This is a genomic window from Paenibacillus sp. J22R56, from assembly GCF_056269375.1.
Genome location: NZ_JBWDNV010000006.1, coordinates 320720 through 346250, shown reverse-complemented (window position 1 = coordinate 346250; position 25531 = coordinate 320720). Strand labels below are relative to the sequence as shown.

General features: G+C 44.8%; 27 protein-coding genes and 1 pseudogene. 25 read left to right on the top strand and 3 right to left on the bottom strand.

Going from position 1 to position 25531, the window contains the following annotated elements; translation table 11 throughout:
* Positions 1-5: 5 nt before the first annotated feature.
* The 15 genes from tatA to helD all read left to right on the top strand — a co-directional run bounded on the left by tatA (position 6) and on the right by helD (position 13330).
* Positions 6-206 (top strand): twin-arginine translocase TatA/TatE family subunit, encoded by a 201-nt coding sequence (gene tatA, locus AC0YNT_RS16700; protein WP_167274951.1) that lies wholly within the window; start codon positions 6-8, stop codon positions 204-206.
* A 21-nt stretch (positions 207-227) separates the two neighbouring features.
* The gene (locus tag AC0YNT_RS16695) at positions 228-680 is read left to right on the top strand and encodes a cupredoxin domain-containing protein (protein WP_475805638.1); all 453 of its coding nucleotides are present in this window, start codon (positions 228-230) and stop codon (positions 678-680) included.
* 114 nt (positions 681-794) lie between these two features.
* Positions 795-1349, top strand: a complete 555-nt coding sequence (locus AC0YNT_RS16690; RefSeq protein WP_475805637.1) for a methylated-DNA--[protein]-cysteine S-methyltransferase — start codon at positions 795-797, stop codon at positions 1347-1349.
* Between the two features lie 22 nt (positions 1350-1371).
* Positions 1372-2097 carry a class I SAM-dependent methyltransferase gene (locus tag AC0YNT_RS16685; protein WP_475805636.1) on the top strand — a complete coding sequence of 242 codons (726 nt, stop codon included), beginning with the start codon at positions 1372-1374 and terminating at the stop codon, positions 2095-2097.
* Between the two features lie 99 nt (positions 2098-2196).
* Positions 2197-2475 carry a hypothetical protein gene (locus AC0YNT_RS16680; RefSeq protein ID WP_475805635.1) on the top strand — a complete coding sequence of 93 codons (279 nt, stop codon included), beginning with the start codon at positions 2197-2199 and terminating at the stop codon, positions 2473-2475.
* A gap of 118 nt (positions 2476-2593) precedes the next feature.
* A complete protein-coding gene (locus tag AC0YNT_RS16675) occupies positions 2594-3019 on the top strand; it encodes a DMT family transporter (protein ID WP_475805634.1) in 426 nt (141 codons plus the stop codon).
* A 34-nt stretch (positions 3020-3053) separates the two neighbouring features.
* Positions 3054-3758: a Crp/Fnr family transcriptional regulator gene (locus tag AC0YNT_RS16670; protein WP_475805633.1), complete on the top strand. Its 705-nt coding sequence runs from the start codon at positions 3054-3056 to the stop codon at positions 3756-3758.
* A complete protein-coding gene (locus AC0YNT_RS16665) occupies positions 3755-4219 on the top strand; it encodes a DMT family transporter (RefSeq protein WP_475805632.1) in 465 nt (154 codons plus the stop codon). Before AC0YNT_RS16670 ends, AC0YNT_RS16665 begins: the two co-directional genes overlap by 4 nt.
* 76 nt (positions 4220-4295) lie before the next feature.
* Positions 4296-4826: a dihydrofolate reductase family protein gene (locus tag AC0YNT_RS16660; RefSeq protein ID WP_475805631.1), complete on the top strand. Its 531-nt coding sequence runs from the start codon at positions 4296-4298 to the stop codon at positions 4824-4826.
* 108 nt (positions 4827-4934) lie between these two features.
* Entirely contained in the window at positions 4935-5660 is a 726-nt protein-coding gene (locus AC0YNT_RS16655) for an AzlC family ABC transporter permease (RefSeq protein ID WP_475805630.1), read from the top strand.
* Complete coding sequence (locus AC0YNT_RS16650) at positions 5651-5977, top strand: AzlD domain-containing protein (protein WP_475805629.1); 327 nt, start codon at positions 5651-5653, stop codon at positions 5975-5977. Before AC0YNT_RS16655 ends, AC0YNT_RS16650 begins: the two co-directional genes overlap by 10 nt.
* Positions 5978-6214: 237 nt before the next feature.
* Complete coding sequence (locus AC0YNT_RS16645) at positions 6215-8311, top strand: transglycosylase domain-containing protein (protein WP_475805628.1); 2097 nt, start codon at positions 6215-6217, stop codon at positions 8309-8311.
* 1 nt (position 8312) lies between these two features.
* A complete protein-coding gene (locus tag AC0YNT_RS16640) occupies positions 8313-8903 on the top strand; it encodes a dienelactone hydrolase family protein (protein ID WP_475805627.1) in 591 nt (196 codons plus the stop codon).
* A gap of 289 nt (positions 8904-9192) precedes the next feature.
* Complete coding sequence (locus tag AC0YNT_RS16635) at positions 9193-10671, top strand: Lsa family ABC-F type ribosomal protection protein (RefSeq protein ID WP_475805626.1); 1479 nt, start codon at positions 9193-9195, stop codon at positions 10669-10671.
* A 235-nt stretch (positions 10672-10906) separates the two neighbouring features.
* Positions 10907-13330, top strand: coding sequence for an RNA polymerase recycling motor HelD (gene helD, locus AC0YNT_RS16630; protein WP_475805625.1), 2424 nt, complete (start codon positions 10907-10909; stop codon positions 13328-13330).
* Between the two features lie 6 nt (positions 13331-13336).
* On the opposite strand, the gene AC0YNT_RS16625 is transcribed toward helD, so the two are convergent.
* A complete protein-coding gene (locus tag AC0YNT_RS16625; RefSeq protein ID WP_475805624.1) occupies positions 13337-14215 on the bottom strand; it encodes a LysR family transcriptional regulator in 879 nt (292 codons plus the stop codon).
* A 128-nt stretch (positions 14216-14343) separates the two neighbouring features.
* Between AC0YNT_RS16625 and AC0YNT_RS16620 the strand changes: the two genes are divergently transcribed.
* The 5 genes from AC0YNT_RS16620 (at position 14344) to AC0YNT_RS16600 (ending at position 18964) form a co-directional block, all read left to right on the top strand.
* Positions 14344-15819 carry a carboxylesterase/lipase family protein gene (locus AC0YNT_RS16620; RefSeq protein WP_475805623.1) on the top strand — a complete coding sequence of 492 codons (1476 nt, stop codon included), beginning with the start codon at positions 14344-14346 and terminating at the stop codon, positions 15817-15819.
* Complete coding sequence (locus tag AC0YNT_RS16615) at positions 15819-16580, top strand: sulfite exporter TauE/SafE family protein (protein ID WP_475805726.1); 762 nt, start codon at positions 15819-15821, stop codon at positions 16578-16580. The genes AC0YNT_RS16620 and AC0YNT_RS16615 overlap by 1 nt, the downstream gene beginning before the upstream one ends.
* A 75-nt stretch (positions 16581-16655) precedes the next feature.
* A complete protein-coding gene (locus AC0YNT_RS16610; RefSeq protein ID WP_475805725.1) occupies positions 16656-17174 on the top strand; it encodes a cysteine hydrolase family protein in 519 nt (172 codons plus the stop codon).
* 33 nt (positions 17175-17207) lie between these two features.
* The gene (locus tag AC0YNT_RS16605) at positions 17208-18173 is read left to right on the top strand and encodes an acetylxylan esterase (protein WP_475805622.1); all 966 of its coding nucleotides are present in this window, start codon (positions 17208-17210) and stop codon (positions 18171-18173) included.
* Positions 18173-18964: an inositol monophosphatase family protein gene (locus tag AC0YNT_RS16600; RefSeq protein WP_475805724.1), complete on the top strand. Its 792-nt coding sequence runs from the start codon at positions 18173-18175 to the stop codon at positions 18962-18964. Before AC0YNT_RS16605 ends, AC0YNT_RS16600 begins: the two co-directional genes overlap by 1 nt.
* Positions 18965-19023: 59 nt before the next feature.
* Here AC0YNT_RS16600 and AC0YNT_RS16595 read toward each other — a convergent pair whose 3' ends face one another.
* The gene (locus AC0YNT_RS16595; RefSeq protein ID WP_475805621.1) at positions 19024-20772 is read right to left on the bottom strand and encodes a fibronectin type III domain-containing protein; all 1749 of its coding nucleotides are present in this window, start codon (positions 20770-20772) and stop codon (positions 19024-19026) included.
* 256 nt (positions 20773-21028) lie between these two features.
* On the opposite strand from AC0YNT_RS16595, the gene AC0YNT_RS16590 reads away from it, so the two are divergent.
* The 3 genes from AC0YNT_RS16590 (at position 21029) to AC0YNT_RS16580 (ending at position 23166) form a co-directional block, all read left to right on the top strand.
* Positions 21029-21790 (top strand): SDR family oxidoreductase, encoded by a 762-nt coding sequence (locus AC0YNT_RS16590; protein WP_167275024.1) that lies wholly within the window; start codon positions 21029-21031, stop codon positions 21788-21790.
* A 114-nt stretch (positions 21791-21904) separates the two neighbouring features.
* Positions 21905-22462 carry a TetR-like C-terminal domain-containing protein gene (locus AC0YNT_RS16585; RefSeq protein ID WP_475805620.1) on the top strand — a complete coding sequence of 186 codons (558 nt, stop codon included), beginning with the start codon at positions 21905-21907 and terminating at the stop codon, positions 22460-22462.
* A 98-nt stretch (positions 22463-22560) separates the two neighbouring features.
* Positions 22561-23166, top strand: coding sequence for a pentapeptide repeat-containing protein (locus AC0YNT_RS16580; protein ID WP_475805619.1), 606 nt, complete (start codon positions 22561-22563; stop codon positions 23164-23166).
* Between the two features lie 102 nt (positions 23167-23268).
* Here AC0YNT_RS16580 and AC0YNT_RS16575 read toward each other — a convergent pair.
* Positions 23269-23469: pseudogene (locus AC0YNT_RS16575) on the bottom strand (winged helix-turn-helix transcriptional regulator); the annotation flags it as partial.
* Between the two features lie 595 nt (positions 23470-24064).
* On the opposite strand from AC0YNT_RS16575, the gene AC0YNT_RS16570 reads away from it, so the two are divergent.
* Positions 24065-24466, top strand: coding sequence for an Rrf2 family transcriptional regulator (locus AC0YNT_RS16570; RefSeq protein ID WP_475805618.1), 402 nt, complete (start codon positions 24065-24067; stop codon positions 24464-24466).
* 66 nt (positions 24467-24532) lie between these two features.
* The gene (locus AC0YNT_RS16565; protein ID WP_475805617.1) at positions 24533-25459 is read left to right on the top strand and encodes an NAD(P)/FAD-dependent oxidoreductase; all 927 of its coding nucleotides are present in this window, start codon (positions 24533-24535) and stop codon (positions 25457-25459) included.
* Positions 25460-25531 lie beyond the last annotated feature (72 nt).

Below are 25531 nucleotides of genomic sequence, written 5' to 3'. Positions count from 1 at the left end.
TTGTTATGTTTAACAACGTTGGTATTTCAGGGCTGATTATTATATTGGCTATTGCGTTAATCGTCTTTGGACCGGCTAAGCTTCCTCAGCTTGGACGCGCTTTTGGCGATACGCTGCGCGAATTCAGAAACTCGACAAAAGGAATTGCTGATGACGAGCCTGAAGTCAAATCAAATATCATTGAGCTTGACCAGTCAAAAAATTAAAGGCTAAAGGAGAATAACACCATGAAGATTCGTAAGCTGCTTATGATTGCCGCACTTGCTGTTACGGTAATGGGTACTGCCGCAGGCTGCGGCTCCAGTAATGACAATGATGCGAATAACAATACAGGTGCTAATACCGGTACAAATACAGGTACAGATAATACAGCTGGTAATGCTAATACTGGCGGCAATGCTTCTGGCGGTGGCGGAGAGAAATCGTTCACTGTCAAAGCAAAAAACTTTGAGTTTGATCAACCGGAAATTCGTGTGAAACAAGGCGATAAAGTAAAAATCACACTGAACAATGCAGAAGGCTTCCATGGCTTTGCCATTCCGGACTTCAATGTGGACATCAAAGAAAACAACGGGACAGCTGAGTTTACGGCAGATAAAGCCGGTGAACATGCGTTCAATTGTTCTGTTGTATGTGGTGCCGGGCATAGCAAAATGGTTGGCAAGCTTATTGTGGAGTAAAATATAAATAACGTAGAAGCCGCGAGTTTTGCGGCTTTTTTGTTGTTCCTAGAGTAGGCTTGAATTCTCGGCTCATATAGAGGAAAATCACCTATACAGAGTAGGAGGGACCAGATGGAGATTACCGAAGTATTCTGGGATTCATTATCCCATCCAGTATTACATAACCTGCCGATCTATTTGGCTGCCACAGAAGTGGGCTTAATCCAAATTACATTACCAAATGAATCATTTGCTCAGGTCGAAGCGTGGGTGAGTAGGAAAATTCCGAACGCGACTCTTATCCAAGATCCAATAAGGGTATCGGAGTATACACAACAAGTACAGCAATATTTCAATGGTACTCGTAAGACATTTACGTTTCCACTCGACTTCCGCGGTACAGCTTTTCAAAACGCCGTCTGGCAAGCTTTATTTAACATCCCCTATGGGGAAATGAGAAGTTATGCCGAGATCGCGGAAGCTGTTGGCAATCCTAAGGCCGTACGAGCTGTCGGGACAGCTAATGGTATGAACCCGATTCCGATCGTTGTCCCATGCCATCGAGTGATCGGCAAGAATAATACGCTGACGGGATTCAGGGGCGGGCTGCAAATGAAAGAAGATTTGCTTCATCTGGAAGGGGTAAAGACCTTTAAGAAGCAAGGACATGAGAAGTATCGGTTCTAAATTTGAGAAAGGATGTGCCGGCGTGAAAGAAAAAGTTCTCCAAGCCTTTGATAAACTTGCCGCTGATTATGAACGAAATGTGGATACAAGCGGTGGTCACAATGCTTTTTATGAGCGACCAGCTATGATGAAGCTATTACCAGCTGACCTGTCTGGACTTCATGTGCTTGATGCAGGCTGCGCGGCAGGCTGGTATACGGGGCAGTTCGTCGAGCGAGGAGCGCAAGTAACGGCAATCGATTTGAGTCCCGAAATGGCTGAGGCATGCAGAAGACGCGTAGGAGACAAAGCAACGGTTCTTAATTGCGATTTAAGTCAGCCACTTCCGTTTGAAGATGATTCTTTTGACCTTATTATCAGCTCATTAACGCTTCATTACCTCAAAGACTGGGCGCCAACCTTTCAGGAATTTCGTCGTGTACTAAAGCCAGGTGGAAGTCTGCAATTTTCTGTGCATCATCCGTTTATGGATTATAAGCATTTTGATAGACCGGATTACTTTGCTCATGAATTGTTGACTGAGGTATGGAATAAGAAAGAAGCAGGTCCGGTGGAGGTAAGCTTCTACCGCAGGTCGATGATGGATATTGTTAACGCAACAGCGGATTGTTTTACATTTGAGCGTATGGTTGAAGTGCAGCCAAGTAAGGAATTTATCGACCTTCCCGAAGCAAGTAACTGGTATAGCCGGTGGTACGAGCGTCTTATGACCGAACCATGGTTTCTTATTGTAAGGGCGCGGAGATAACATTTATCCCTAAAGTTAATACTAATCTAACAATGAAAAAATACGCGGTTAATATAGTTCCTTTATGATAATAAAAAAGCACAAAGGAGCTATATAACGATGACAATGATTAAATTGCAAAAAACCGAGCCTGTCAAAATGGCGGAATTCCGAATTAGCGAAAGTGAATCGATGCAGTACAAGCTGCTTTATCAGATCCGTACAGGAAATATGAGCGCTAGCGAGCTCGACAAACTTCAATTCTTATGTACAAATGAACTTCATCAGCTTCGTTCCGAGCTTGATAAGATGCTGCAAGAGCTTCGTGATCAGAACAATCAAATGCAAGGTAAGAACGAAGAGAATAAAGAAAAAGATAAGAAAAGCATCGCTGCTTAAGAGGCACTGATGCTTTTTTTATTTGCCTGAAATCGCAATCGAGGACATATGTCCTTTTCGGAATCCATCGTTCATCGTTAAATAAGGGGAGCGGGATTAACGAGGAGGGGAAAAGTAAATGAAAGGCGTATTCTATGCCTTGCTTGGTGGTATGTTCCTTACCTTACAAGGCACTGCTAACGCGGCAATTGGCGACTATCTCGGAACCTGGCAGGCTGCAGTACTGACGCAAGGTACAGGGTTTGTTGCGGCATTACTTATCGTATGGTTCACAGGGGATCGAACATGGAGACAACTTTCGCAGGTAAAGCTGCCATTCCTATTCGGCGGTGCTTTAGCTGCGTTTATATTGTTCAGCAACATCACAGCGTTTCATCACAATGGTGCAGCTGTAACCGTGTCCGCTGTTCTTATTGCACAAATTATTGTAACTTTATTGATGGAAAAAGCCGGCTGGTTTGGTACGGTTCCTATACGCTTTAAGACACAGCAATGGATAGGTCTTGGTCTGATGATCATTGGCATTCTGTATTTATCCTTCTAAAGGATATAATATCCATTATGGAGGTGCACAGTAAATGAAGCCAATATTCGATTCCGAGCGGATTAATCAATATCTTAAAGAGTATGCTCTTGAAAATGTGCTGCCAAAGTCACTACAGCAGCACCTGTCATTGTACCAATTCGAACAAGAAGAAGCGCTTTGCCAGCAAGGAGAGGTCCCGGAATATTTCTTCTTTCTTGTGCGCGGTAAGGTAAAGGTTTACACCACTTCGGCAGAAGGACGAACGCTGCTTATTAACTTTACATCCCCTCTAGGCGTTATAGGTGAGATTGAATGTTTGCGGGGATTGGAAAATTTGAATACCGTATCAGCTGTTACTCTTGTTGAGGCTATTGGCATTCACAAACGATTGTTAAGCCAATATGAAGAGGAAGTGTCCTTCCTGCAATTTATGCTTCATCTGGTCACTCAGAAGTTTTATAACAAATCGGTATCTCTAAGCTTTAATCTGTTGTATCCAGTAGAGGTTAGGCTTGCAAGCTATCTTCTCTCTGTCACCTCACTTGAAGACGCTGCGGTTAGTACTGCTAATCTGAAAGACATGGCGAACTTGATTGGAACTAGCTATCGGCATTTGAACAGAGTGGTTCAGAACTTTTGTAAAGAAGATTTGATTGAACGCAGCCGTGGAACCCTTGTACTGAAGGATCGGAGAGGTCTTGAAACGGTTGCTGGCCGTAATATTTACGAGAATGGAGATAGGAGAGATCAGTCATGATCGCAGGTATACTATTAGCTTTGGCGGCGGGGGCGATAATCAGTGTCCAAACGCTGTTTAATAATAAAGTAAGCGCAGCTGTTCATTCGCACACGACAACTGCACTGGTGCTCGGGATGGGGTTTATTGCTTCTCTCAGTTTGGGCGTACTATTTGAGGGCGCAGACTTTTTTAACTGGAGAGAGATGCCTGTCTGGTTCTGGTTCAGCGGCTTGGTTGGGATAGGGGTTGTTACTTGTGTGGTCCGCGGAGTGAATTTGATAGGGCCCAGTTATGCGATTTCAATCGTCATGTCCTCTCAACTGTTATGCGCATTATGGTGGGACTCGGCTGGCTGGTTTGGACTGGAGCAGGTTCCCTTTTCACCGCAAAAAGCCATTGGTGTGACCGCTTTGATCGCAGGGCTGATCCTGTTTAAGCTCAAACCTAATCTGCAGAAAGAACAAGCTGCTGATATTTGAAATTGACTTATCTAGGCTCTATAATAGTAGAGAACATTTGTTCTCTTATAAGGCAAGGTGAAGGAGTGAAATGTAGATGGCCGCAAATCGAAAAACCATTTTATTTATCGCCATAAGTTTGGATGGGTATATAGCAAGAGAAGATGGCAATCTAGACTGGTTAACTGCAGTTGAGGGTGAAGGAGATAATGGTTTTTCAGCCTTTTATCAAACCATCGATACGATGCTGATGGGCAAAGGAACCTATGACCACTTAATGACGATGGTTGAAGAATTTCCACATTCCGATAAAACCTGTTATGTCTTCTCCCATTCCGAAACCAGACAAGACCCGTACGTTCAGTTTATTAATGAGGATATCCCCCAATTCGTAAGGCGTATAAAGGAAGAAGAGGGGACCAATATCTGGCTTGTTGGTGGTGGAGGTGTTCTGGATCCATTGCTCAAGGAGAATATAGTGGATGAATTTATCATTACGGTCACTCCAATTATTCTAGGAAGAGGAATACCGTTATTTATGCAAAATAATCCCGAAATAAAATTAAGGCTATTAGAGCAAAAAAGCTACGGGCAGTTCACTCAGATGCATTATGTGAGGGAATCATAAAAGAGCTAAAGTCACGTGAATCGTGGCTTTTTTCATTTTATCAGGCTTACTTAGAATACGGTTTATGCTATTATAGCAGGATAACTATTTAGCTAGAGAGGGAAGTACATGCAGCAAGAGAACGTACAACTAAGATTGGATAGCAGCGAGGACAGCTTCCTTCTAGGAATTAAAGATTGTGTACCAACATTACTAGGTTATTTAAGCATTGGGTTTGCAGCTGGGGTGGTTGGACATACATCCGGATTAAGTGTCCTCGAGATCACTCTGATGTCCATCCTCATTTATGCAGGGTCGGCACAATTCATTATTGCGGGTATGGTGGCAAACCATGGCTCCATAGCTGCAATTGTGTTTACTGTATTTATCGTTAATCTTCGACATCTCCTGTTAAGCGCGGCATTGTCGCCTTATTTCCGTCATTTAACCACGTTAAAGACTATGATGATTGGCTCCTTACTTACCGATGAGACCTTTGGTGTATCCATTAACAAGGCGTCTAATCAAACATCTCTTAGCGAAAATTGGATGAACGGCCTTAATGTGACTGCTTATCTGAATTGGATTTTCGCCACGATGGCAGGGGCTTTCTTCGGACAATGGATCACGAACCCGGAGAAGGTTGGACTGGATTTTGCACTGTCAGCGATGTTCATTGGACTTCTTGTTCTACAGCTGCTTGGGCGCAAGAAGCTCGCAAGAGACCTCATTGTCGTCATTAGTGCGGTCGTCATCGTAGTGGGAATCAGTATGTTGATGTCCGGCAGCGTGGCGGTAATTATCGCAACAATTAGTGCCGCAACAATAGGAGTGTTGATTGAAAAATGGAAATAAGATGGGGAATATTCGCAATTATTATTGGTGCTTCACTTGTTACTTTTATTCCGCGGGTGCTTCCGCTTATGGTGCTCAGCCGTCTGCAAATACCGGATCTGGCGATGAGATGGCTTAGTTACATTCCCGTTGCCGTTATGGCTGCTTTATTAGGGAATGAACTATTAATGACAGATGGAGAGATCACTCCGCTGAAGGATAACATCGAATTATTCGCTGCGCTGCCGACATTCTTAATCGCTATTTTTACCCGCAGTCTATTAGGAACAATTCTTGTTGGGGTAGTTACGGTTATGATTTTACGATTCCTATTATAAGTAACCTGGGAGGACTCTATGAGCGTTCTTTTTTATGGAAATCGCCAGACTCGACATTCTCATAAACGATCTCCGAAAACAGCGAGACGAGAACAGATAAGCAATGATGTAGGTCTGCCCCAAGAGGCAGGCTTTTTTTACTCAAGTTTAGTTCCTAACGTACAGAAAATTAGTCTTGTTTACGAATTATTATCCAAGACAAAAGTAGCAGGTTGACGGAAGCTTGGAGGAAGTCGTATGAGATCAGAAATTCATCACAAAAAATCAAAGAAACGGGCCGTTTGGAAAAAGGCTGCCCTTGCTGTTATTGGGGCTGGCATTGTGCTAGCCGTTGCATGTGTCATTATTTTCAATATGCTTGTTGCGAGGCAGGATGTATCCCTGCTGGACGAGCCGCTCCCCGCAGCGACCATAATTTATGATCAGAACAAAGAGGAAGCGCTTCGTATTTCTCCCAAAAAGTCTGAGGCTGTAAGTTATGACAGCTTGCCGGAGCAGTTTATCGAAGCGGTTGTTGCTGTCGAGGATAAGCGGTATTTCGAGCATAGTGGTATGGACCTACAGGGAATTGGACGTGCGTTAATGACTAACCTGACGAACGGGAAAACCGTACAAGGTGCAAGTACCATTACGCAGCAATTAGCTAAGAACGTCTTTTTGTCCCAAGAGCGGACTTGGACAAGGAAATGGAAGGAGCTTCTGCTTGCTGAGAAGATCGAGAAAAACTACGATAAGCAGCAGATTATCACGTATTATTTGAACCAGATTTATTTCGGCGAAGGAGCTTGGGGAATTAAGAAGGCGGCTGAAATCTATTTTGGCACAAGTGTAGATAAGCTTACGCTCCCTCAATCGGCACTCTTGGCAGGCATTATAAAGGCGCCATCTGCGCTTACGCCATACAGCCATCCTGACGAGGCCAAAGCACGCAGAAACGTAGTACTTCAACTCATGAAGAATCAAGGTAAGATTGATCAAGCAACGTATGAGAAGGCTATTACCGAACCACTTCAAATTCAGAGCTCTAAGCCAAGCAGCAGTAACGCTATAAAGTATCCTTATTTTGTGGATCAAATGATTCGAGAGGCTGGCGAGAAATACGGCCTTACTGAGAATGAAGTCCTTCATGGTGGTCTAAGGATATATACAACTCTGGATACGAAAATGCAGGAGGCTGCCGAGAATGTCTATTCACAAGACAGCCTGTTCCCTGAAAGCAGCTCTGATCAACTCATCCAAAGTGGGGCGGTGATGGTTGATCCTAGGGATGGCGGCATTCGAGCACTTATTGGGGGACGCGGGGAGCAGCCGTTCCGGGGCTTCAATCGAGCTGTTCAACTGAAACGCCAACCTGGTTCTACCATGAAGCCCATTTCAGTGTATACACCAGCCTTGGAGCGGGGCTACTCACCTGAAGATACCATTGTAGATGAACCCGTAAATTTTGGAGGCTATCAGCCGAAAAATGCAGGCGGCAGCTACCATGGCGAAGTGTCTCTTTATGAAGCGCTTATCCATTCCTACAATGTGCCGGCAGTTAAGTTATTAAACGAGATGGGGATCGAAGCGGGGATGGAATCGTCAGATCGTTTCGGTATAGAGCTGACGGATGCGGACCGAACATTAGGGCTTGCCCTTGGCGGTTTGCAGGAAGGGGTTTCACCACTTGATATGGCGGAAGCATTCAGCGTCTTTGCCAATGACGGAACCCGGATCCCTGCGCATTCGATCACACGAATTGAAACGGCCGAAGGGGAAGTGGTCGCTGACGCGGAGGTAGTTAATGGCATTAAAGTAACTGAACCAGCAATAGCCCGGACGATGACCTCCATGATGGAGGGTGTTATTAGTGAAGGAACAGGCGACGCGGCTCAGCTCACGGATCGTCCGGTAGCGGGGAAAACAGGCACTACCGAAATGCCAGGTACAGGTGGAGCAGGGATGAAGGACAACTGGTTTGTCGGCTATACGCCGCAGCTTGTTGGAGCGGTTTGGCTTGGTTACGATCATACAGATGCGACTCATTATTTGACCACGACATCTAAGGCTGCTGCTGCTGTATTCCAGAAGCTGATGAATGAAGCGCTGCAAGATGAGAAGGTTTTGGCATTCCCTAAAGCTCCTGGTACTCCAGCAAAACCAAAGAAAGACGATAAAGAAAAAGGAGAGAAAGAGGAGAAGGATAATAAGCCTAAACCTCCAGGGAAGAATAAGCCAGACAAGGCTGAAAAACCAGGCAAGGCAGACAAAAAGAAAGACGAACATAAAGATGAACATAAAGGTAAAGAAGACCGCGGACCAGGGAGAGGCCGGGACCGAGAGGAAGATGATTGAGATGAAGAACCAATCGGAGAGCGCCATTGTTGTTGCTCATGAAATTTATGGCATTAATCAACATATGATTTATACCTGCAAGGCTTTAGGTAAACATGGGTTTGATGTGTTTTGTCCGAATTTGCTGGATCGACCTGAGTCGTTCGTTTATGAGGAAGAGCAAGAGGCATACAGCTATTTTATGACCAACATCGGTTTCGATAAAGCTTCTACTGCTATTCAGCAAAAAGTCACAGAGCTCAAGGCCTCATACAAGCAAGTGTTCCTAATCGGCTTTAGCGTAGGGGCGACGGCATCCTGGATTTGCAGCAGCAATCCGGATGTAGACGGTGTCGTTGGGTACTACGGTTCTCGTATTCGCAGCTACACGGATGTGTCTCCAGCTTGCCCTGCCTTATTGTTTTACCCGGAGATTGAGCCATCCTTTCAGGTGAATGAGCTCATCACTTCACTGAATGAAAAACCTCAAGTTGAGGTTCATAAAATCAGCGGGCAGCATGGCTTCAGCGACCCTTATTCAGCCCGCTATTTAGAAGCATCTGCAAATAAGGCTTTCCATATTATGTTGACTTTTCTGAAATCCAATGGTTGATATTCGAAAAGGGCTATGTTAAGATACGTTTAATTTAAGGATTGGGGATGAAGAAGATATGTAGAAATTTCTTGCGATGGTATAAATCAATAAAACAAACCAGGACGATCTATTTCGGTTGTTTTATTTTTATATGCGCAAGAAAGTTACTACATCTTTTTCATCTCAATGAATATCCCAGTTCTAACCCTGCATGCGTATTAGTGGGCTAGATTTGCTGTATTTATTTGAGTTGTGAGAAAGGTAACTTTCTTGCAGCTCTTTATTTATGTACAGGGGGAATTTGTTTATGACATTAATTAACGTATCTAACCTCACGTTTGCCCATTATGGCAGCTATGACAATATATTTGAAAATGTAAGCTTCCAAATCGACACCGATTGGAAATTAGGATTTACCGGCCGGAACGGCAGAGGGAAAACCACATTCATGAATCTGCTGCTTGGCAAGTATGAATACAGCGGTCATATTTCGTCGAGTGTAACCTTTGAATATTTTCCATTCCACGTCGAGCATCCGGAGTATCATACCATTGATGTGGTGGAGGTAATTTATCCCGACTATCAGCTCTGGGAGCTGATGCGCGAGCTGACTTTGCTGAGGGTATCCGACGATGTGCTGTACCGGCCTTTTGAGTCGCTTTCTAACGGAGAACAAACGAAAGTGCTGCTTGCTGCTTTATTCCTGAAGGAGAACAGCTTCCTGCTGATCGATGAGCCAACCAACCATCTTGATATGGAGGCCAGGAAGCTGGTCAGCCAATATTTGAACAGCAAAAGCGGCTTTATTCTAGTTTCTCATGACCGGGCATTCCTGGATAATTGCGTCGACCATATCCTTTCAATCAATCGAACGAATATTGAGATTCAGAAGGGTAATTTCTCCGATTGGTGGTTGAACAAAGAGCGGCAGGATAACTACGAGCTTGGTGAGAATGATAAACTAAGGAAAGATATTAAACGGTTGTCTGATGCGGCCAAACGTACAAATAACTGGTCAAATGAAGTAGAGAAGAGCAAAAATGGCACAAGAAACTCCGGCTCTAAGGTGGATAAAGGGTATGTTGGCCACAAAGCTGCGAAAATGATGAAACGTTCGAAATCGATTGAGCAGAGACAGCAATCGGCAATTGATGAGAAGTCAATGCTGCTCAAAAATATCGAAAACTCGGACAGTTTAAAAATTTCACAGCTGGCTTACCATAAACCTCAATTGGCAGAGCTCGAGCATGTCTCCATTTATTATGGGGAAAAGAGTGTCATCCATGATATCAGTTTCACAATAGAGCAGGGTGAACGAATTGCTATTGCAGGGAAGAATGGTTCCGGCAAATCAAGTCTGATCAAATTGATTAACGGGGAAGATCTCCATTATACGGGTACATTCAGAAAGGGAAGCCAGCTTAAAATTTCTTATGTATCGCAGGATACCTCGCATTTACAGGGGAATTTGACCGATTATGCACGAGACCATGGGATTGACGAGAGCCTCTTTAAAGCGATTCTGCGGAAGCTGGATTTCTCCCGAGTCCAGTTCGAGAAGGAGATGTCCTCGTTCAGCGGCGGGCAGAAGAAGAAGGTGCTGATTGCGAAGAGCCTTTGCGAAAAGACACATTTGCATATTTGGGATGAACCACTTAACTTTATTGATGTCATCTCCAGGATGCAGATCGAGGAGCTGCTGCTTGAGTATACGCCAACGATTTTGTTTGTTGAGCATGATCGAGCGTTCTGCGAAAACATTGCAACGAAGATCATTAACCTTTAATCCATTGAAGATCCATTAAAAAAAGCCGCCCATCTGGGCGGCTTTTGCTGTTCAAAAAGGATTTGCACATTAAAAAGAAAGGTGCTATAGTAAAAGGATCTCTGCATCCCTAATTTAAATCGGCATAGTTATTACATCTTATCTATACTTTAATAATATCATGCGGCGCCGGGGATGTCAAATGTCAAATGGTTTTTTCGAGAAAAATAATTTTCGAAAAGGAGTGTTCAGGTAAATGAACAAGAAAGATTGGGAACAAGAGCAGCAAAGGCTGCAGGTTGTGTCGGAGAAGCTGCAGGAAAAATTAACGGAATTGGAACCCGAAGTTCTACAACTATACGGTCAGGCATCGGAACTCCGCAAGCATTTCTGGGAGGAAGTAACGGTAAATACAAGTACGGATGAAGACTTCGAAGAATCCTTCTACAGTATCAAGCAGCAAGCTGCGTTATTATCCGAGCGGGAACGCATTCATCAAAAACGATTGCAGCAGTGGAAGAGTCTTAATCGGCTCCAAAAGTCTCCTTATTTTGGACGAATAGACTTTAAAGAGTATGACCTTAATAACACGGAGCAGGTCTATATCGGATTATCTTCATTCCTTGCATCTGACGGGATGGAATTCCTGGTGTATGACTGGCGTTCACCTATAGCAAGTCTTTATTATGACCATTCTCCAGGTTCTGCTTCCTATGCTACTCCAGGCGGCCTGATTTCAGGAACGATGGAGCTTAAGCGGCAATACCAGATTCGCGGCAATCAGCTTATTAACTTATTTGATGCTAGTATTACCATTGGAGATACCTTGCTGCAGCAAGCACTTGGTCAAGGTGCAGACGCGCAGATGAAAAGTATTGTGGCAACGATTCAGAAGGAGCAAAATGCCATTATTCGTGATGATACGAGCCGCATGTTGATCGTACAGGGAGCTGCTGGCAGCGGGAAGACATCAGCGGCTTTACAGCGTGTTGCTTACTTGCTGTACAAACACCGTGAGCGGCTTAAAGCCGATCAGATCGTTTTATTTTCGCCAAATCCGATGTTCAACAGCTATGTATCGACCGTACTGCCAGAGCTTGGTGAAGAAAATATGCAGCAAACAACCTTCCAGGAATATCTTGCGTTTTGGCTGGGATCAACGATGAAGGTTGAAGATCCGTTTGATCAAATGGAATATGTTCTAACGATGCAGAATGAAGAAGGATACGAGGCAAGAGTAGAGGGGATTCGCTACAAGGCATCGGAAGACTTCCTTCAAGTGCTTCGCAATTATGCAGAGTGGCTCAGCAAGGAAGGGATGTTATTTAAGGGGATCAGGCTCCAAGATCGTGACCTCATCACCGCAGAGCAAATGAAAGAACAATTCTATAGCTATGATCCTTCAATCCGCCTTGCTAACCGAGTTGAGAAGTTACAAGAATGGCTGCTTAATGAGCTGAAGACCATCGCACGTAAAGAGAAGAAGATGGATTGGGTTTCGGAAGAACTTGATTATCTGGACAATGAGCAGTATGTCGAAGCCTACAATAAGCTTCTCAAGACGGTTCAACGCGATGAAGAACTGTTTGAAGCAGCCGAGCGATATGCTGCGGTACATGATCGAATCCACAATTTTGAAAATATTGGTGAAGATAATGTATTCGACTTTGCTGATCAGCAAGTTGACTTGCTTCGTCAGATGATCGTGAAGGAGCATTTTAAGCCGCTGCGGCGGAAGGTGAAGCGATTGAAGTTTATCGATATGAATGGGCTGTACTCGCAGCTGTTTGGTGAGGAGTCTGAATATCGGGAGATGACAGGAGCTGAAGTTCCATCATGTTGGTCGGAAATGAGTGAGCAGACCAAAGATAAGCTCGGTAAACGTGAGCTGTTCTATGAGGATGCGACTCCATATCTATTCTTGAAAGAGCTGATCGAGGGCTCCAGAACAAACACAATCGTGCGGCATATCTTCGTGGATGAAGGCCAGGATTACTCACCATTCCAGTATGCATTCCTGAAAAGGTTGTTCCCTAATGCACGGATGACTGTACTTGGTGACTTCGGTCAAGCGATATTCACCCAATCCACCTTGCTTCAAGGAGGAGACTCTCCACTTAATAAGCTGTACGGTGAAGCAGAGACGACCTTGATTCCACTTCTGCGAAGCTACCGTTCAACGCAGGAAAATGTGGAGTTTACGCGTTCTATGCTGCCAGGTGGAGAGGAGATCATTCCGTTTAATCGGAGCGGCAGCAAGCCATTAATCCAATCATCGGACACCCAAGAGGAACGCTTGAAGCAAATGGCTAAAGATCTAGCTGCGTTTAAAGCGGAAGGCTTTGGATCTATCGCCATCATTACGAAGACCGCCGAGGAAAGCCGAGAAGCTTATGAGGCGCTGAGCTCTATGGGATGTGATGGAATCCGGCTTATAACAAAAGAAACCCTTACCTTCGAGACCGGCATCATGGTGATCCCGGCTTATCTGGCTAAGGGAGTGGAATTTGATGCTGTCTTGATCTACGATGCTTCATCGCATACGTATAACCGGGAAAGTGAGCGCAAGCTCTTTTATACAGCTTGTACACGAGCGATGCATCGTCTCCATCTCTATATAACAGGAGAGTGGACGCCGTATCTTCACGACATTGATAAGCAACTGTATGAAGCTCGTTAACGAGTATCAGGCCTTAGCCAGTTCAGCGAAGTATTGAATGGTGCAGTCCCGGAATGAGGCTGCTGCTTGAGTTAAATAACGTCCTTTTGGCCAATGAAGCGAGATCGACCTTTCACAATACCCTTCTTGTAATGGGATCGTAACCACATCAGCACCTGTTGACCCCCCCCATGTAATGGCCGGAAGGAAGGCAACACCTTGTCCTGCTCGAATAAGTCCACGGACAGTCGCAGGATCATCGCTTTCGAATTGGATATGCGGAGTGAAGCCGGCAAGCCGGCAGAAAGCATCTGTTGTCTCCCGTAGAGACTTGCCAGGAGGAAGGCTAATGAATCTTTCCTCCTTCAGGTCCTCTAAGCTGATGTTCTCACGTTTCGCATAACGATGCTCAGAGGGGAGGGCAACTACAATGGCCTCCTTAAGCAGGGAGACGGAGTTGCAGCCAGGTGGTGGATTAGCGCCGTCCGATAGGCATAGATCAAATTCATAAGCATAGTCATTTGGCAAAGCATGCTGGAGCAGATGAAACTGCGTATCCGGCTTTTCCTTGCGGTATTTAGCTAGCAGGCCGGGAAGCAGGTGAGAAGATACTCGTACATCAAGTGTAATAAACTCCGAGGCTGCTTCTGTTAAATCCTTGAGTTCCCGCTGACCATCTTCCAGAGCCTGTAGAGCAATGTCGACTTTGCTTAGAAAATGCCTGCCATACTCATTAAGACGAATCGCTTTGCTTGTCCGCTCGAACAGCTTTACCCCTAATTCAGACTCGATTGAAGCAATCATTTTGCTAAGAGCTGGCTGCGAGATATGGAGACGCTGCGCAGCTTGCGTCATATGCTCCATTCGAGCAGTCATTTGAAAATATTTTAACTGAAGCAGTTCCATTGTCTCATCACAGCTTTCTATTTTGTCATAACCTATAAGTTATGTATGTTATGAATTAATATATATTAGGCTTTATCAATTCTCAAGACTATAATGATCTCATCAGACAGGATGGGAGCAACGTTCAAGTGATCATACAAACCTCATCAGGGAAAGTAAAAGGCGTTCAATTAAAGGACGCTTATGTGTTTAGAGGTATTCCTTATGCAGCACCACCAGTAAATGAGCTTAGATTTAAGCCCCCGGTTCCTCCATTATCATGGGAGGGAATAAGGGAGTGTGATAGCTTTGGTCCTATTGCTCATCAGAGACATGATCCGAATACCTTTATGCCCGAGCTTAAGCATTCGGAAGACTGCTTGAATTTAAATGTCTGGACTCCTGGTACTCAAGGCAACCCGCGTCCGGTTATTGTCTACATCCATGGCGGCGGATTTATTGGCGGCAAAGGGGCGGAATGTGATGGTGCCCGCTATGCGGCAGAAGATGATTTCGTCTATGTGTCGATTAACTATCGTCTTGGTGCTCTAGGTTTTCTTTATTTAGGGGAGCTGCTTGGAGAGGAATACAGCACCTCAGGCAATAACGGAATGCTGGATATTATTGCTGCCCTTCGCTGGGTGCAAACGAATATTGCAGCCTTTGGCGGAGATCCGCATCGTGTAACGGTTATTGGCAATTCGGCTGGTGCGAAATGTACGGCAACGCTCTATACGATGAAGGAAGCAGAGGGGCTTTTCCATAGTGCGATTGCCCAAAGTGGTGCAACACAGTCCATACGAGATATTCATACGGCTGGAGTGACGACATTAAGATTGCTTGAAGCATTGGATTTGCAGCCAAGTGAAGCCGATGAATTACTGAGTCTGCCTGCCGAAAAACTTATCGAAGCGCAGATGAAGGTTGGGCCGGATACGTCCAGAAATCTGCATATGTTTGGACCGGTTGCGGACGGCATCCTCATTCTAGTTGATCCGCTGGCTTCCATACAAGAAGCAACAAATCTACCGCCATTATTAATCGGAACCAACGAAGATGAGGCGGCTATGTTTATTTTGTATGACCCAGGTCTTCAGAAGCCTGATCCAAGTACAATCGAAAGATTGTTTGGGCAAAATCAGCTGATCGTATGGGAGTCCTTCTTCCAATATTCTCAGACCATGCCAATCGACAAAGCGTGGAGTAAAACATTAACGGAGCATCTGTATACGATTGGCTGTTTGCAATTAGCTGACGCCATTGTTGACACAGGTTCTCCAGTATGGGTTTATCGGCTGCAATATGGCGGAAGTCTTGGAGCTGCTCATGGTTATGAAGGAAGCTTAATGCATTATATGAAGAACCCTGAACGGAAAATAGAAGTGGATACAACGGACCCGTATTACGTCGCTGACGAAGGGCGGGAGCTAGCCCAGAGTATGCGTGCGGCCTGGAACGCTTTTATTCGAGAAGGGGATCCTAACACAACCTTATTGCCTGAATGGCCGGTATATGGGGATAGTCATTCGATGATGGTGCTTGATTTGGTCAGCGCTGCCAAGCAAGATCCTTCGCCGCCAATTGGTGTTGCCTGTTCACATCAGGTATGGAGGACTGAAGGATGATGCTTGTCGAAGTTACTGCTACGATGCTGCTGCTTGGTCTGCTGCTTGGGTTTGTTGGGGCAGGCGGATCGGGCTTTATTATAGCGATTCTAACCGTTACGTTTGGTTATCCCATTCATACCGCATTGGGTACAGCGCTAGCTGCCATGTTCTTTTCTTCCTTATCCGGTTCAATCAGTCATTATCGTGAAGGCAATATGATTCTGAAGACGGGAGCCATCGTTGGACTTGCAGGAGCACTTGGCGCTTGGATCAGCTCTAGCTGGTCCTCTTTTATTCCAGCGGATCAATTAGGGTGGATGACTTCGGGGATGCTGTTTACCTCCGGGCTTGCTCTCTGGTTCAGGATGGTGCATCAAGCTAAACATGCAGGCAAGGAGGCTGCTGCTCCAATGAGGACGAATGGGTGGAAGTTCTATCTGTCTGCTGCATCCATTGGTCTCGTTACTGGGGCGTTGTCCGGGTTGTTTGGAATCGGCTCAACCCCATTTATTCAGCTTGGACTGATGCTTATTCTTGGTTTGTCGATGAGATTTGCTGCAGGCACAACGATGCTCGTCATTATTCCAATTGCACTGGCCGGGGGAGCGGGTTATTACTCCGTGGGGTATTTGGATATTCAGCTGCTGATCGCAGTTGTGATCGGAACCATGCTAGGTTCTTATGTAGGCGCCAAGTTCACGAAGCGTGTGCCTGCCCTTATGCTCAAGACCTGTATGGTGCTGACACCAATGCTTGGCGCAACGATTTTGCTGATCTAGTCATATGGGAAGGAATCGTCAGTCTAACAGCGAACTTTTAATTTAGTCATTAAAGAGGAGGCGGTTAGCATGAGCATGGACACGGCTTTGCTGGTGATTGATGTACAAGCAGTGATGTTTCACGACGATTATCCCGTATTTGCGGGAGAGAAGCTGTTAGAGCACATACAAGAAATTCTGGTAAAAGCGCGGGCAAATCAGGTTCCGATCATTTATATTCAGCATAATGAAGGCGCTGGAGAGCCTCTTGAATCAGGTACTCCCGGTTGGGAGATTCATTCTTCAATTACGCCGGAAGAACAGGATACAATTGTTCAGAAGACTCGGCCTAACTCGTTCTATGAGACAAACCTTCAGCAGATCCTTGAGGAAAAAGGGATAAAACGTCTCGTCCTTACTGGCATTCAGACGGATATGTGCGTGGATGGAACCTGTAGAGGAGCATGTGAGCTCGGTTATGAAGTTACCGTTGTCAAAGACGCACACAGCACATGGGGACAAGAAACGATCAGTGCCGCTCAAATCATTGAGCAGTATAATGTGCAATTTGCAACAATTGCAGCCGTACAAGAAACGGCAGCCATTATATTTTAATGAGATCATAACTTGTATTAAGGGAGAGTACTGATGGGTTATATCGATGAGGTCACGAAAGACTTGTATAACTATTTGCCGCCATTGACGGGAAAAGATGATCTGGATGCGTTCTGGACGGCAACGCTGCAGCAAGCGAAGGAAGTTCCTTTACAGCCTGAACGGACAGAAGTGGCTTATCCAAGCAAACATGTGAAGGTTTACGATATCTCGTACAACGGTCTGGATGAGACAAGAATTCATGGTTGGCTTATTGTGCCGACTTTTTTGAAGGAAGCTTCTTATCCATGTCTCATTCATTATCATGGCTTCACGGGGAGTCGGGGAGAGCCTTCGGGGCTCATGCATTGGGCGATGATGGGAATGGCGGTCTTATCGGTGGATTGCCGGGATCAAGGCGGGCCTACAGGGAACAGCGCCAGCTATTCGCATGGATTCCTCTCGAATGTGGCAAGTAAAGGCGTGCAGAACAAGTGGGAGTACTACTATCGATATGTATATATGGATTCCTTGAAAGCAATCGATTTTGCCTGCGCACAAGCCGAGATCGATCCGGAGAAAATCATTATTGAAGGTGGCAGCCAAGGCGGCGCAATTGGCATGGCTGTTGTAGCTCTGGATGATCGACCAAAGGCAGCATTGGTAGATGTGCCAAGTAACAGCAACATAATAAGCCGGATTGAAGGCAATCACGGCGCTTTTGGTGCGGTAGCTGAATTTTTGAAGAGACATCCAAATCAGACGGATCTTGTACTCGATAACCTGAGCTATTTCGATACGATGAACCTGGCTAACCGTATAACCTGTCCAGTTCTCGCCTCAGTAGCGCTCAAGGATGAGACATGTCCGGCACAAATGTACTTTGCTACCTATAACCGGATTCAAAGTGAGAAGGAAATCATCATTTATCCGTTTAATGGTCACGAAGGCGGAGGAGAAAGACAGACCGAAGTGAAGCTGGCTTACTTGGCCAAGCATTTTGGGAATTGGTTCGAGTGATACAAGAAATCATTAACATCGCCAAAGAAGTTGCGATTCAAGCAGCTCAAGAGGCAGGAGAGCTGATCAAACAATATTATTACAAAGATAAGCAAGTGGTAGAAAAGGGTGACGATGGTGATCTGGTGACCTTAGCCGATCATCTCTCTGAAGAGATTATCATGAAAGCGATCCTCTCGCATTTTCCAGTTCATCAGATAAGATCTGAGGAAACAGGCTGGACAGGCGATGAAGGGGACTGGCTGTGGCTGGTGGATCCGCTTGATGGAACGAATAATTATGCGATTGGGCTGCCGGTTTACGGCGTCTCAATTACCCTCATTTATAAGAAGGAACCTGTGCTGGGAGTCATCTATGAACCCCATGATGGCAATCTGTATGTGGCGGAAAAAGGCAAGGGTTCGGTTTGCAACGGTGCTCCTTTAGCTATCAGGAAAAGTGCTGACTTCAATAAAATGACTGTGGGCTGGATTCAAGGACATGCTGTTCAAAAAGATCAGATTGCCTTACAGCTTAAGCATCAATTAGAAGTCCGATTTAAGCGGGTGATCCGCCTCTGGGCTCCTACGATTCAATGGTGTATGCTCGCTCGAGGAGATTTGGATGGCATCATCCTGTATAATTCCGAAGGCGATGATCTTTATGCGGGATTGTTAATGGCCAAGGAAGCCGGCGCTATCATTATAGATTTCCAAGGAGAAGGCTTTGAAGGCATGCATCCGGAGCCATACATTATTGCGTGTCATCCTGCATACAAACAAGAGTTCCTTGATCTAGTAAGTCAAAAATAAAAAACGGAGCTGTGTTCAACGATTAATGTTGGCATAAGCTCCGTTTTTTCATGCTATCGTTACGGTAATGTTGTTAAGTACGGCTTCACCGTATTGGCTAAGAGGTAACCACTTGAAGCATCCCAGTTAATTGACCAGGTCATTGCCCCGCGGAGATCCGGGTACTTGGCGACCGGTTTATAAGTGCCGCAATCACTGCCAGTTGCAAGACATTTGACCGCTTGATTCACGATTGATGGAGCAACATAACCGCCCCCTGCTGCTGAACTTGTTGCAGGAACCCCAATTCCTAATTGAGATGGAGCAACCCACTGCAGGGTCAGATCAGAGAGAGCGGTCAAGAAATCAACGGTTCCTTGGGAGTAGCATTTGCCATCACGTCCAAGCATACAGCCGGAGTTATAGTATTGAACATTAATAACTGTCGTAATATCTTTCAGATTCGTATAGAGCTGCATATAGGAAGTGTTTGCGCTTTGCATATCAATCGTCTGAGGAGCCATCGTAAGGATAAAGCTTGAACCAACTTTTTGTTGAAGCTGACGAACGGCAGAAGTGAGATTGGCGACGTTCATGCCATTTTCCAAATCGATGTCGACCCCGTCGAAGCCAAACTGTGTAATTAGACCATACATACTGTCTACAAAATTCGTTACGTTAGGTGAAGCTGAATTCAGATTAATATTACCTTTCTCGCCGCCGACAGAGAGAATGACCTTTTTACCCTGAGCATGTTTCTGGCTTATGTCGCTGATCAAGTTCGCATTCGTATAACCGCCAAGTGTGGAGGATAAGCCGGAGTCTACGTTAAAGGTAACGCCGCCAGGTTTAGTTGGATCCATCTCAGCAAAGGAGACCACGACAATGTCGTATTGACTTGGTACAGCGCTTAATTTCAGATTTGTTGCTCCGTTCACAAAATTTTGCCAGTAGCCTGTTAGTGTATGCTTCGGAAGGCTGCCGTTGCCGCCAGGATCTGTAGGGCCAGTTGTGACGCTTAAGACACTGCTTGCTGAAGAAATATTGCCGGCTGTATCCTTGGCTTTAACAGTAAAGCTGTAAGTAGTAGAGGCTGAAAGTCCTGTAATAATGGCAGTGGTTCCTGAGACAGAAAGCGCGAGTGTGGATCCCTTGTATACGTCATAGCCACTCACACCAACATTATCTGTGGAGGCATTCCAAGCTAAGGATACACTGGTGGAAGTCGTTCCTGTAGTGCGAAGATTGGAAGGAGTGGATGGAGCAGTCTGATCAACCGAAGGAGCGAGAGTTGTTACACTGAGAGCCGTGCTTGCAGCCGAACTGTTGCCTGCCGCATCTTTGGCTTTAACGGTAAAAGAGTATGTTGTACTTGCACTTAATCCGCTGTTAGTAAAGGTAAGTACTCCATTACTTGTGCTGCCTGCAAGTGTGGTTCCACGATAGACATCGTATCCAGTAACGGCAACATTATCTGTGGAGGCATTCCAGGTTAATGTAACACTAGATGATGTAGTAGCAGTAGCACGTAGGTTGGACGGGGCACTTGGAACCGTTGTATCACCACTACCACCACCTTGAACGGTATTCCACAATGCTGGAACGATCGGCGGTTCCCAGCCAACCAATGATGTGTGACCTTGTATGCACTTATACGTTGTACCGTTGTACGTGACCGTGTCGTTGACGGCGTACGTTACATTTGGTGCCCAGGCTCCTCGGTCGGCTGCTTTGGCAGCAGTTGGCAGGAATGTGAGCAGCAGCGAGAGAGATAGAACGAGTGTTAGTAATGTGCGGGTGAAGCGGTGATTCTTAGCTTCCTTCATCATTTACTCCTCCTCTTTATTCAATTCTATCTTGCAGGAATATTATGGATTGGCTAAGGCAAGCTCTCAAGAGGAAAAATATACTTTTGATGGGATACAATTCATTGGGGGAGTGAAGCTATGAGGTTACTCAACATATTATGTAAACGGTAATACAGAGCCTTAGAACTGCCGTTTTTTCAATCTATTTGACAAAGTGTCTATAACATCCCTATAATTTAAATGAACAACTGTTCAATAACTATGCGGAGGGATTTATATGCGTTTGGAAGGTAGAGTAGCAATCGTTACTGGAGCAGCATCGGGTATGGGCAAAGCTATTGCAGAGTTGTATGCAAAAGAAGGAGCAAAGGTTGTTGTCTCCGATCTTAATATCGAAGGTGCTGAAGCAGTTGTTGCGGGTATTAAAGCAAATGGCGGCGAAGCAATTGCTGTAAAAACGAACGTTGCTGAGCTCGAAGATATCAATACGATGATCGATACTGCTGTTAATGAATTCGGAACGCTTGATATATTGGTTAATAATGCAGGAATCATGGATAATATGGCGCCAATTGGCGATGTAAATGATGATAGATGGGATCTTATCTTTGATGTAAATACAAAAGGCGTTATGCGTGCGATCCGCAAAGCCATTCCGATTTTCCTGGAGAAAGGTAAAGGCGTTATTGTGAATACGGCTTCTACCGGCGGTTTCAGTGGTGCACATGCTGGTGCAGCTTATACAGCGTCCAAGCATGCTGTAATTGGGATTACGAAAAACACAGGTTTCATGTACGCTCAAAAAGGCATTCGTTGTAATGCCATCGCACCAGGTGCGACAATGACAAACATCACGTCCTCGATGAGTAACTGGGATGAGTTTGGTGCTTCACGTACCAAAGTAACGCAAGGTGTTATTCCTCGTGTTGGACAACCTGAAGAAATTGCTCAAGTGGCCTTATTCCTGGCATCGGATGAGTCAAGCTTCGTAAACGGTGTTGTTCTGGCAGCAGATGCTGGCTGGACAGCAGGTTTCTAATCCATTCATTTAAGAGAGTTGCAAGCAGTTAGACTGCTTGCAACTTTTTTTTATTTTTTATGATGCTATAATGAATTAGCAATAATACTAACTGTCAGTCACGAGGTGGAGGACTTGAACGAGAACGATCTAAGAATTGTGAAGACGAAGAAAGCCTTACATCATGCGCTCCTTACATTATTAAAAACAAAACCGCTTGAAACTATTTCTGTATCAACCCTATGCCGTGAGGCAAGTGTGAATAGAGGAACCTTTTACTTGCATTACACGGACGTGGCTGCATTGTTTGATGAGCATCTTCAACATTTGCTCAAAGACTTGGAAGACTCTTATTACGAGCCATACCGTCATGTAACCGTGATTAATCATAAACTACTAGATCCTTCAACGATCAGGCTCTTTCATCATGTGAAGAAGTACCAAGCGTTCTATGAGATTGTGTTTGATAAAAAATCATCACTTTCGTATTACTATTCCTTGTTTGAGAAAATTAAGGGATTAATATTGGAAAGTACCTCATCTAATGGAGGGATGGATATGTTTGTCATCGCCTATACAGCCAATGCCATAATGGGCTTGATTATTCAGTGGAGTGAAGTAGGCTTCGAGCATAGCCCGGAATATATGAATGAAAAGCTTAGTTATATTTTGAAGAGTCTAGATCAGGGGTGAAAAAATAATTTGCTTGACATTTCAGCATGCTCGAACGTGTACTTGACTTCCATATGCTATAGTAAATAGGCTAACTTATCATTTATAGGAGGCTTATTATGTTTCAATATAGCGATCAGAAATATACAGGAGTAGATTTTAGCTCACAGGATTTACGATATGGAGAGCTGATCAGCTGCACCTTTAATCGGTGCTCATTTGCGAATGGATCTTTGGAAGAGCTGACATCCATGAATTGTCGATTTATTGAATGTGACTTTCGCGGGGCATTGCTTAATGGCTCTATTCATAAAGAATCAGCTTTCGATAATTGCAACTTTAACGGTGCTAACCTGTTTGTAACCAAATTCGAAGCTTGTAAAATGACAGGGTCGGATTTCTCTGGATCAACGTTGGATGGCATCAGCATTATTCAAGGGGACTGGTCTTATACGAACTTGAGGTTCTCCAACTTAGTGAAACAGGACCTACGTGGGATAAAATTTCATGAGGCAGACTTGTCTGGAGCCAATCTGGAAAAGGCGGATTTGAGAGACTGTGATCTTACGATGGCCGTGTTGGCAAAGGCAAAGCTGCTTGGCGCAGATGTAAGAGGAGCAGAAATGGCGGGTGTGGACTTCAAGAATTTCTCCATCGCCGGTTTACGAATGGATCGGGAGCAATCGGTATTGTTCTCGATGTCTCATGGCGCTAAAGTAGGCTGAATTAAACTTATACAACCCCAAGAAGCCTCGGTTCAAGGCTTCTTTTTTTTTCCCGGGTTTCTCCGGATTTCGATTATTAGTCATCCGTTTCATCTTCTTCTTTCACTGCCGTTTGCTACCGTATATCGAATAGGATATTCCCCACTGCTTTATATCGAGGATGATCGGCTTTAACGTCAATCCGAATTCAGTCAGCGAGTACTCTACTTTTGGGGGCTCCTGCTAATAAATTTCGAAATGAAAAATGCCATCTCGTTCAAGCTCTCGGAGCTGCAAAGTATGCATAAATTGCGTCTTGCCCGGCCGCCTAGTCTGGAAAGACTGGCAAGAGGAAAACTCGAGTGAAAAGTAGTAAGCTTAATGAACAATATTGGGCTACATTACGTACTTCCTTTATATATGTGTTAGGGATATGCGCGACACATGTTCAGGATCTCGTATATATGTAAAAATAGGGATAGACTGGAGGCGCGGAATGAAATCCATATCAAAAATTCTGGTTACTGCTTTAACGGTAAGTATAATAGCTATGATTATTAGTGTAATTGCCTTAGGAGTTGTATTAAGTAAGGTGTAGACTAATCATTCTTGTTATTTCAAGCCTTTACGATTTGATCTCAATACAGGAACAACATTCAAGGCAAATGGAGATATGAGGGTACTATTTATTCTAAGTGGTGCTCTTCAATATTTTGATGAGAATAATCAGATCACAGGCCAAGACGATATTTATACCGTACTGAAGAAGTATAAGGATTATTGCCGCTTACACGGGTTGGAATTCAGAGAAGATCTTATTTATTGAATTAATAGGTGTTACAACAAGCGTCTTGACTAACCATCTCCATTATGGTTATCATAGACACATGAAGTCCTTGATTGGGAGGGGTACACAACAATGAAATATTCTAAAGCGACGAACTATGCCCTCCACACGATGCTTTATTTGATTGCTGTAGCAGCGGATAGACCTGTAGGCGTTCAGCAGCTCGCTGAAAAACAAGGTGTATCTCCGACCTACCTTTCGAAGATCCTGACTAAGCTGGTGAAGGCAGGGCTGATCGAATCTGCATCCGGCGCAAATGGCGGGTATAGGGTGAAAGGGAGAAAAGAAGATATTTCCTTTCTAGACGTCATTCATGCGATTGAAGGCACTACTTCATTGTTTGAATGCTGCCAAAGTGAAAATCCCCATTGCCTTATAAATCACGTAATGGTCGCCGCTGAAGAAGACATGGAGCGCCATTTAAAGAATGCGAAGTTGGCGGATCTTGCCAAGCAAGCGGGCTTGTCCTTGTGATTACAAGGGCAATTTTTATTCAGTAATTATAGATATCATTTATCTATAAAGTCTTTAATTAAACGAATGGAGGGATTTATCATTAAGATTTATGATGTAGCTATTGTTGGAGGCGGACCGGCAGGATTAAATGCGGCATTGGTGCTTGGCAGAGCCAGAAAAAATGTGGTTTTGTTCGATAATAACGACCCAAGAAACAAGGTAACACATGCATCTCACGGATTCATAACACGGGATGGAGTTGAACCAGCCGAGTTTCGGCGCATTGCTTTGGAGGAGGTGCTGAGTTATCCAACCGTTCAGCATTCGCAGAAGGAAGTGACCGATATTCAGCGATCGGACAATGTCTTCACGGTATCCACCTCCGATGGTGAGAAAATGCAAGCCAGCAAGGTGATTTTATCCGCAGGGTTGAAGGAGATCTTGCCCGAGATTGATGGGATCCGTGATTTTTATGGAAAAAGTATATTCCAATGTCCATTCTGCGATGGCTGGGAGCTTCGCGATCAACCGCTGGTTGTGATCTCGGATATGCCAAGCGTAATGCATAAAGTGAAATTGCTGCTTCACTGGAGTAATGATCTGGTTGTATGTACGAATGGCAATGACGTTCTTACAGATGAACAACGGGAGCAGTTGGCGTTCCGAGGAATACCGGTTATTCAGACTCCTATCTCAACTTTATCCGGGCAAAATGGGGTACTGGAGAAGGTCCACTTTACGGATGGTTCCTTTATTGAACGAAGCGGCGGGTTTATTGATCCTATTCAACTTCCTAAGGCTGCTTTCCAAGAGTCATTGGGTTATCAAACGACTAGCAACGGTGGAATCGAGACCAGTGAGATGGGCAAGACCACCGTGGATGGCGTCTACGCAGCAGGGGATTCGGCTTATGTAATGCCGTCGCAATTAATCTACGCCGCGGCTTCCGGCAGCAAAGCAGCAATGGCGGTTATGGCTGTTCTGACAGAGGAAAATTGGCTGAAGCAATAAAATGGAGAAGTGTGCATGCGAAATGCACACTTCTTTTTTATGTAATAAAGGGGTATTCATCTGCGCAACATA

Coding starts and splice junctions, on each gene's coding strand:
- tatA (WP_167274951.1), top strand. CDS start 6: ATGTTTAACAACGTTGGTATTTCAGGGCTGATTATTATATTGGCTATT.
- AC0YNT_RS16695 (WP_475805638.1), top strand. CDS start 228: ATGAAGATTCGTAAGCTGCTTATGATTGCCGCACTTGCTGTTACGGTA.
- AC0YNT_RS16690 (WP_475805637.1), top strand. CDS start 795: ATGGAGATTACCGAAGTATTCTGGGATTCATTATCCCATCCAGTATTA.
- AC0YNT_RS16680 (WP_475805635.1), top strand. CDS start 2,197: ATGACAATGATTAAATTGCAAAAAACCGAGCCTGTCAAAATGGCGGAA.
- AC0YNT_RS16675 (WP_475805634.1), top strand. CDS start 2,594: ATGAAAGGCGTATTCTATGCCTTGCTTGGTGGTATGTTCCTTACCTTA.
- AC0YNT_RS16670 (WP_475805633.1), top strand. CDS start 3,054: ATGAAGCCAATATTCGATTCCGAGCGGATTAATCAATATCTTAAAGAG.
- AC0YNT_RS16665 (WP_475805632.1), top strand. CDS start 3,755: ATGATCGCAGGTATACTATTAGCTTTGGCGGCGGGGGCGATAATCAGT.
- AC0YNT_RS16660 (WP_475805631.1), top strand. CDS start 4,296: ATGGCCGCAAATCGAAAAACCATTTTATTTATCGCCATAAGTTTGGAT.
- AC0YNT_RS16655 (WP_475805630.1), top strand. CDS start 4,935: ATGCAGCAAGAGAACGTACAACTAAGATTGGATAGCAGCGAGGACAGC.
- AC0YNT_RS16650 (WP_475805629.1), top strand. CDS start 5,651: ATGGAAATAAGATGGGGAATATTCGCAATTATTATTGGTGCTTCACTT.
- AC0YNT_RS16645 (WP_475805628.1), top strand. CDS start 6,215: ATGAGATCAGAAATTCATCACAAAAAATCAAAGAAACGGGCCGTTTGG.
- AC0YNT_RS16640 (WP_475805627.1), top strand. CDS start 8,313: ATGAAGAACCAATCGGAGAGCGCCATTGTTGTTGCTCATGAAATTTAT.
- AC0YNT_RS16635 (WP_475805626.1), top strand. CDS start 9,193: ATGACATTAATTAACGTATCTAACCTCACGTTTGCCCATTATGGCAGC.
- helD (WP_475805625.1), top strand. CDS start 10,907: ATGAACAAGAAAGATTGGGAACAAGAGCAGCAAAGGCTGCAGGTTGTG.
- AC0YNT_RS16625 (WP_475805624.1), bottom strand. CDS start 14,215: ATGGAACTGCTTCAGTTAAAATATTTTCAAATGACTGCTCGAATGGAG.
- AC0YNT_RS16615 (WP_475805726.1), top strand. CDS start 15,819: ATGCTTGTCGAAGTTACTGCTACGATGCTGCTGCTTGGTCTGCTGCTT.
- AC0YNT_RS16610 (WP_475805725.1), top strand. CDS start 16,656: ATGGACACGGCTTTGCTGGTGATTGATGTACAAGCAGTGATGTTTCAC.
- AC0YNT_RS16605 (WP_475805622.1), top strand. CDS start 17,208: ATGGGTTATATCGATGAGGTCACGAAAGACTTGTATAACTATTTGCCG.
- AC0YNT_RS16595 (WP_475805621.1), bottom strand. CDS start 20,772: ATGATGAAGGAAGCTAAGAATCACCGCTTCACCCGCACATTACTAACA.
- AC0YNT_RS16590 (WP_167275024.1), top strand. CDS start 21,029: ATGCGTTTGGAAGGTAGAGTAGCAATCGTTACTGGAGCAGCATCGGGT.
- AC0YNT_RS16580 (WP_475805619.1), top strand. CDS start 22,561: ATGTTTCAATATAGCGATCAGAAATATACAGGAGTAGATTTTAGCTCA.
- AC0YNT_RS16570 (WP_475805618.1), top strand. CDS start 24,065: ATGAAATATTCTAAAGCGACGAACTATGCCCTCCACACGATGCTTTAT.
- AC0YNT_RS16565 (WP_475805617.1), top strand. CDS start 24,533: ATGGAGGGATTTATCATTAAGATTTATGATGTAGCTATTGTTGGAGGC.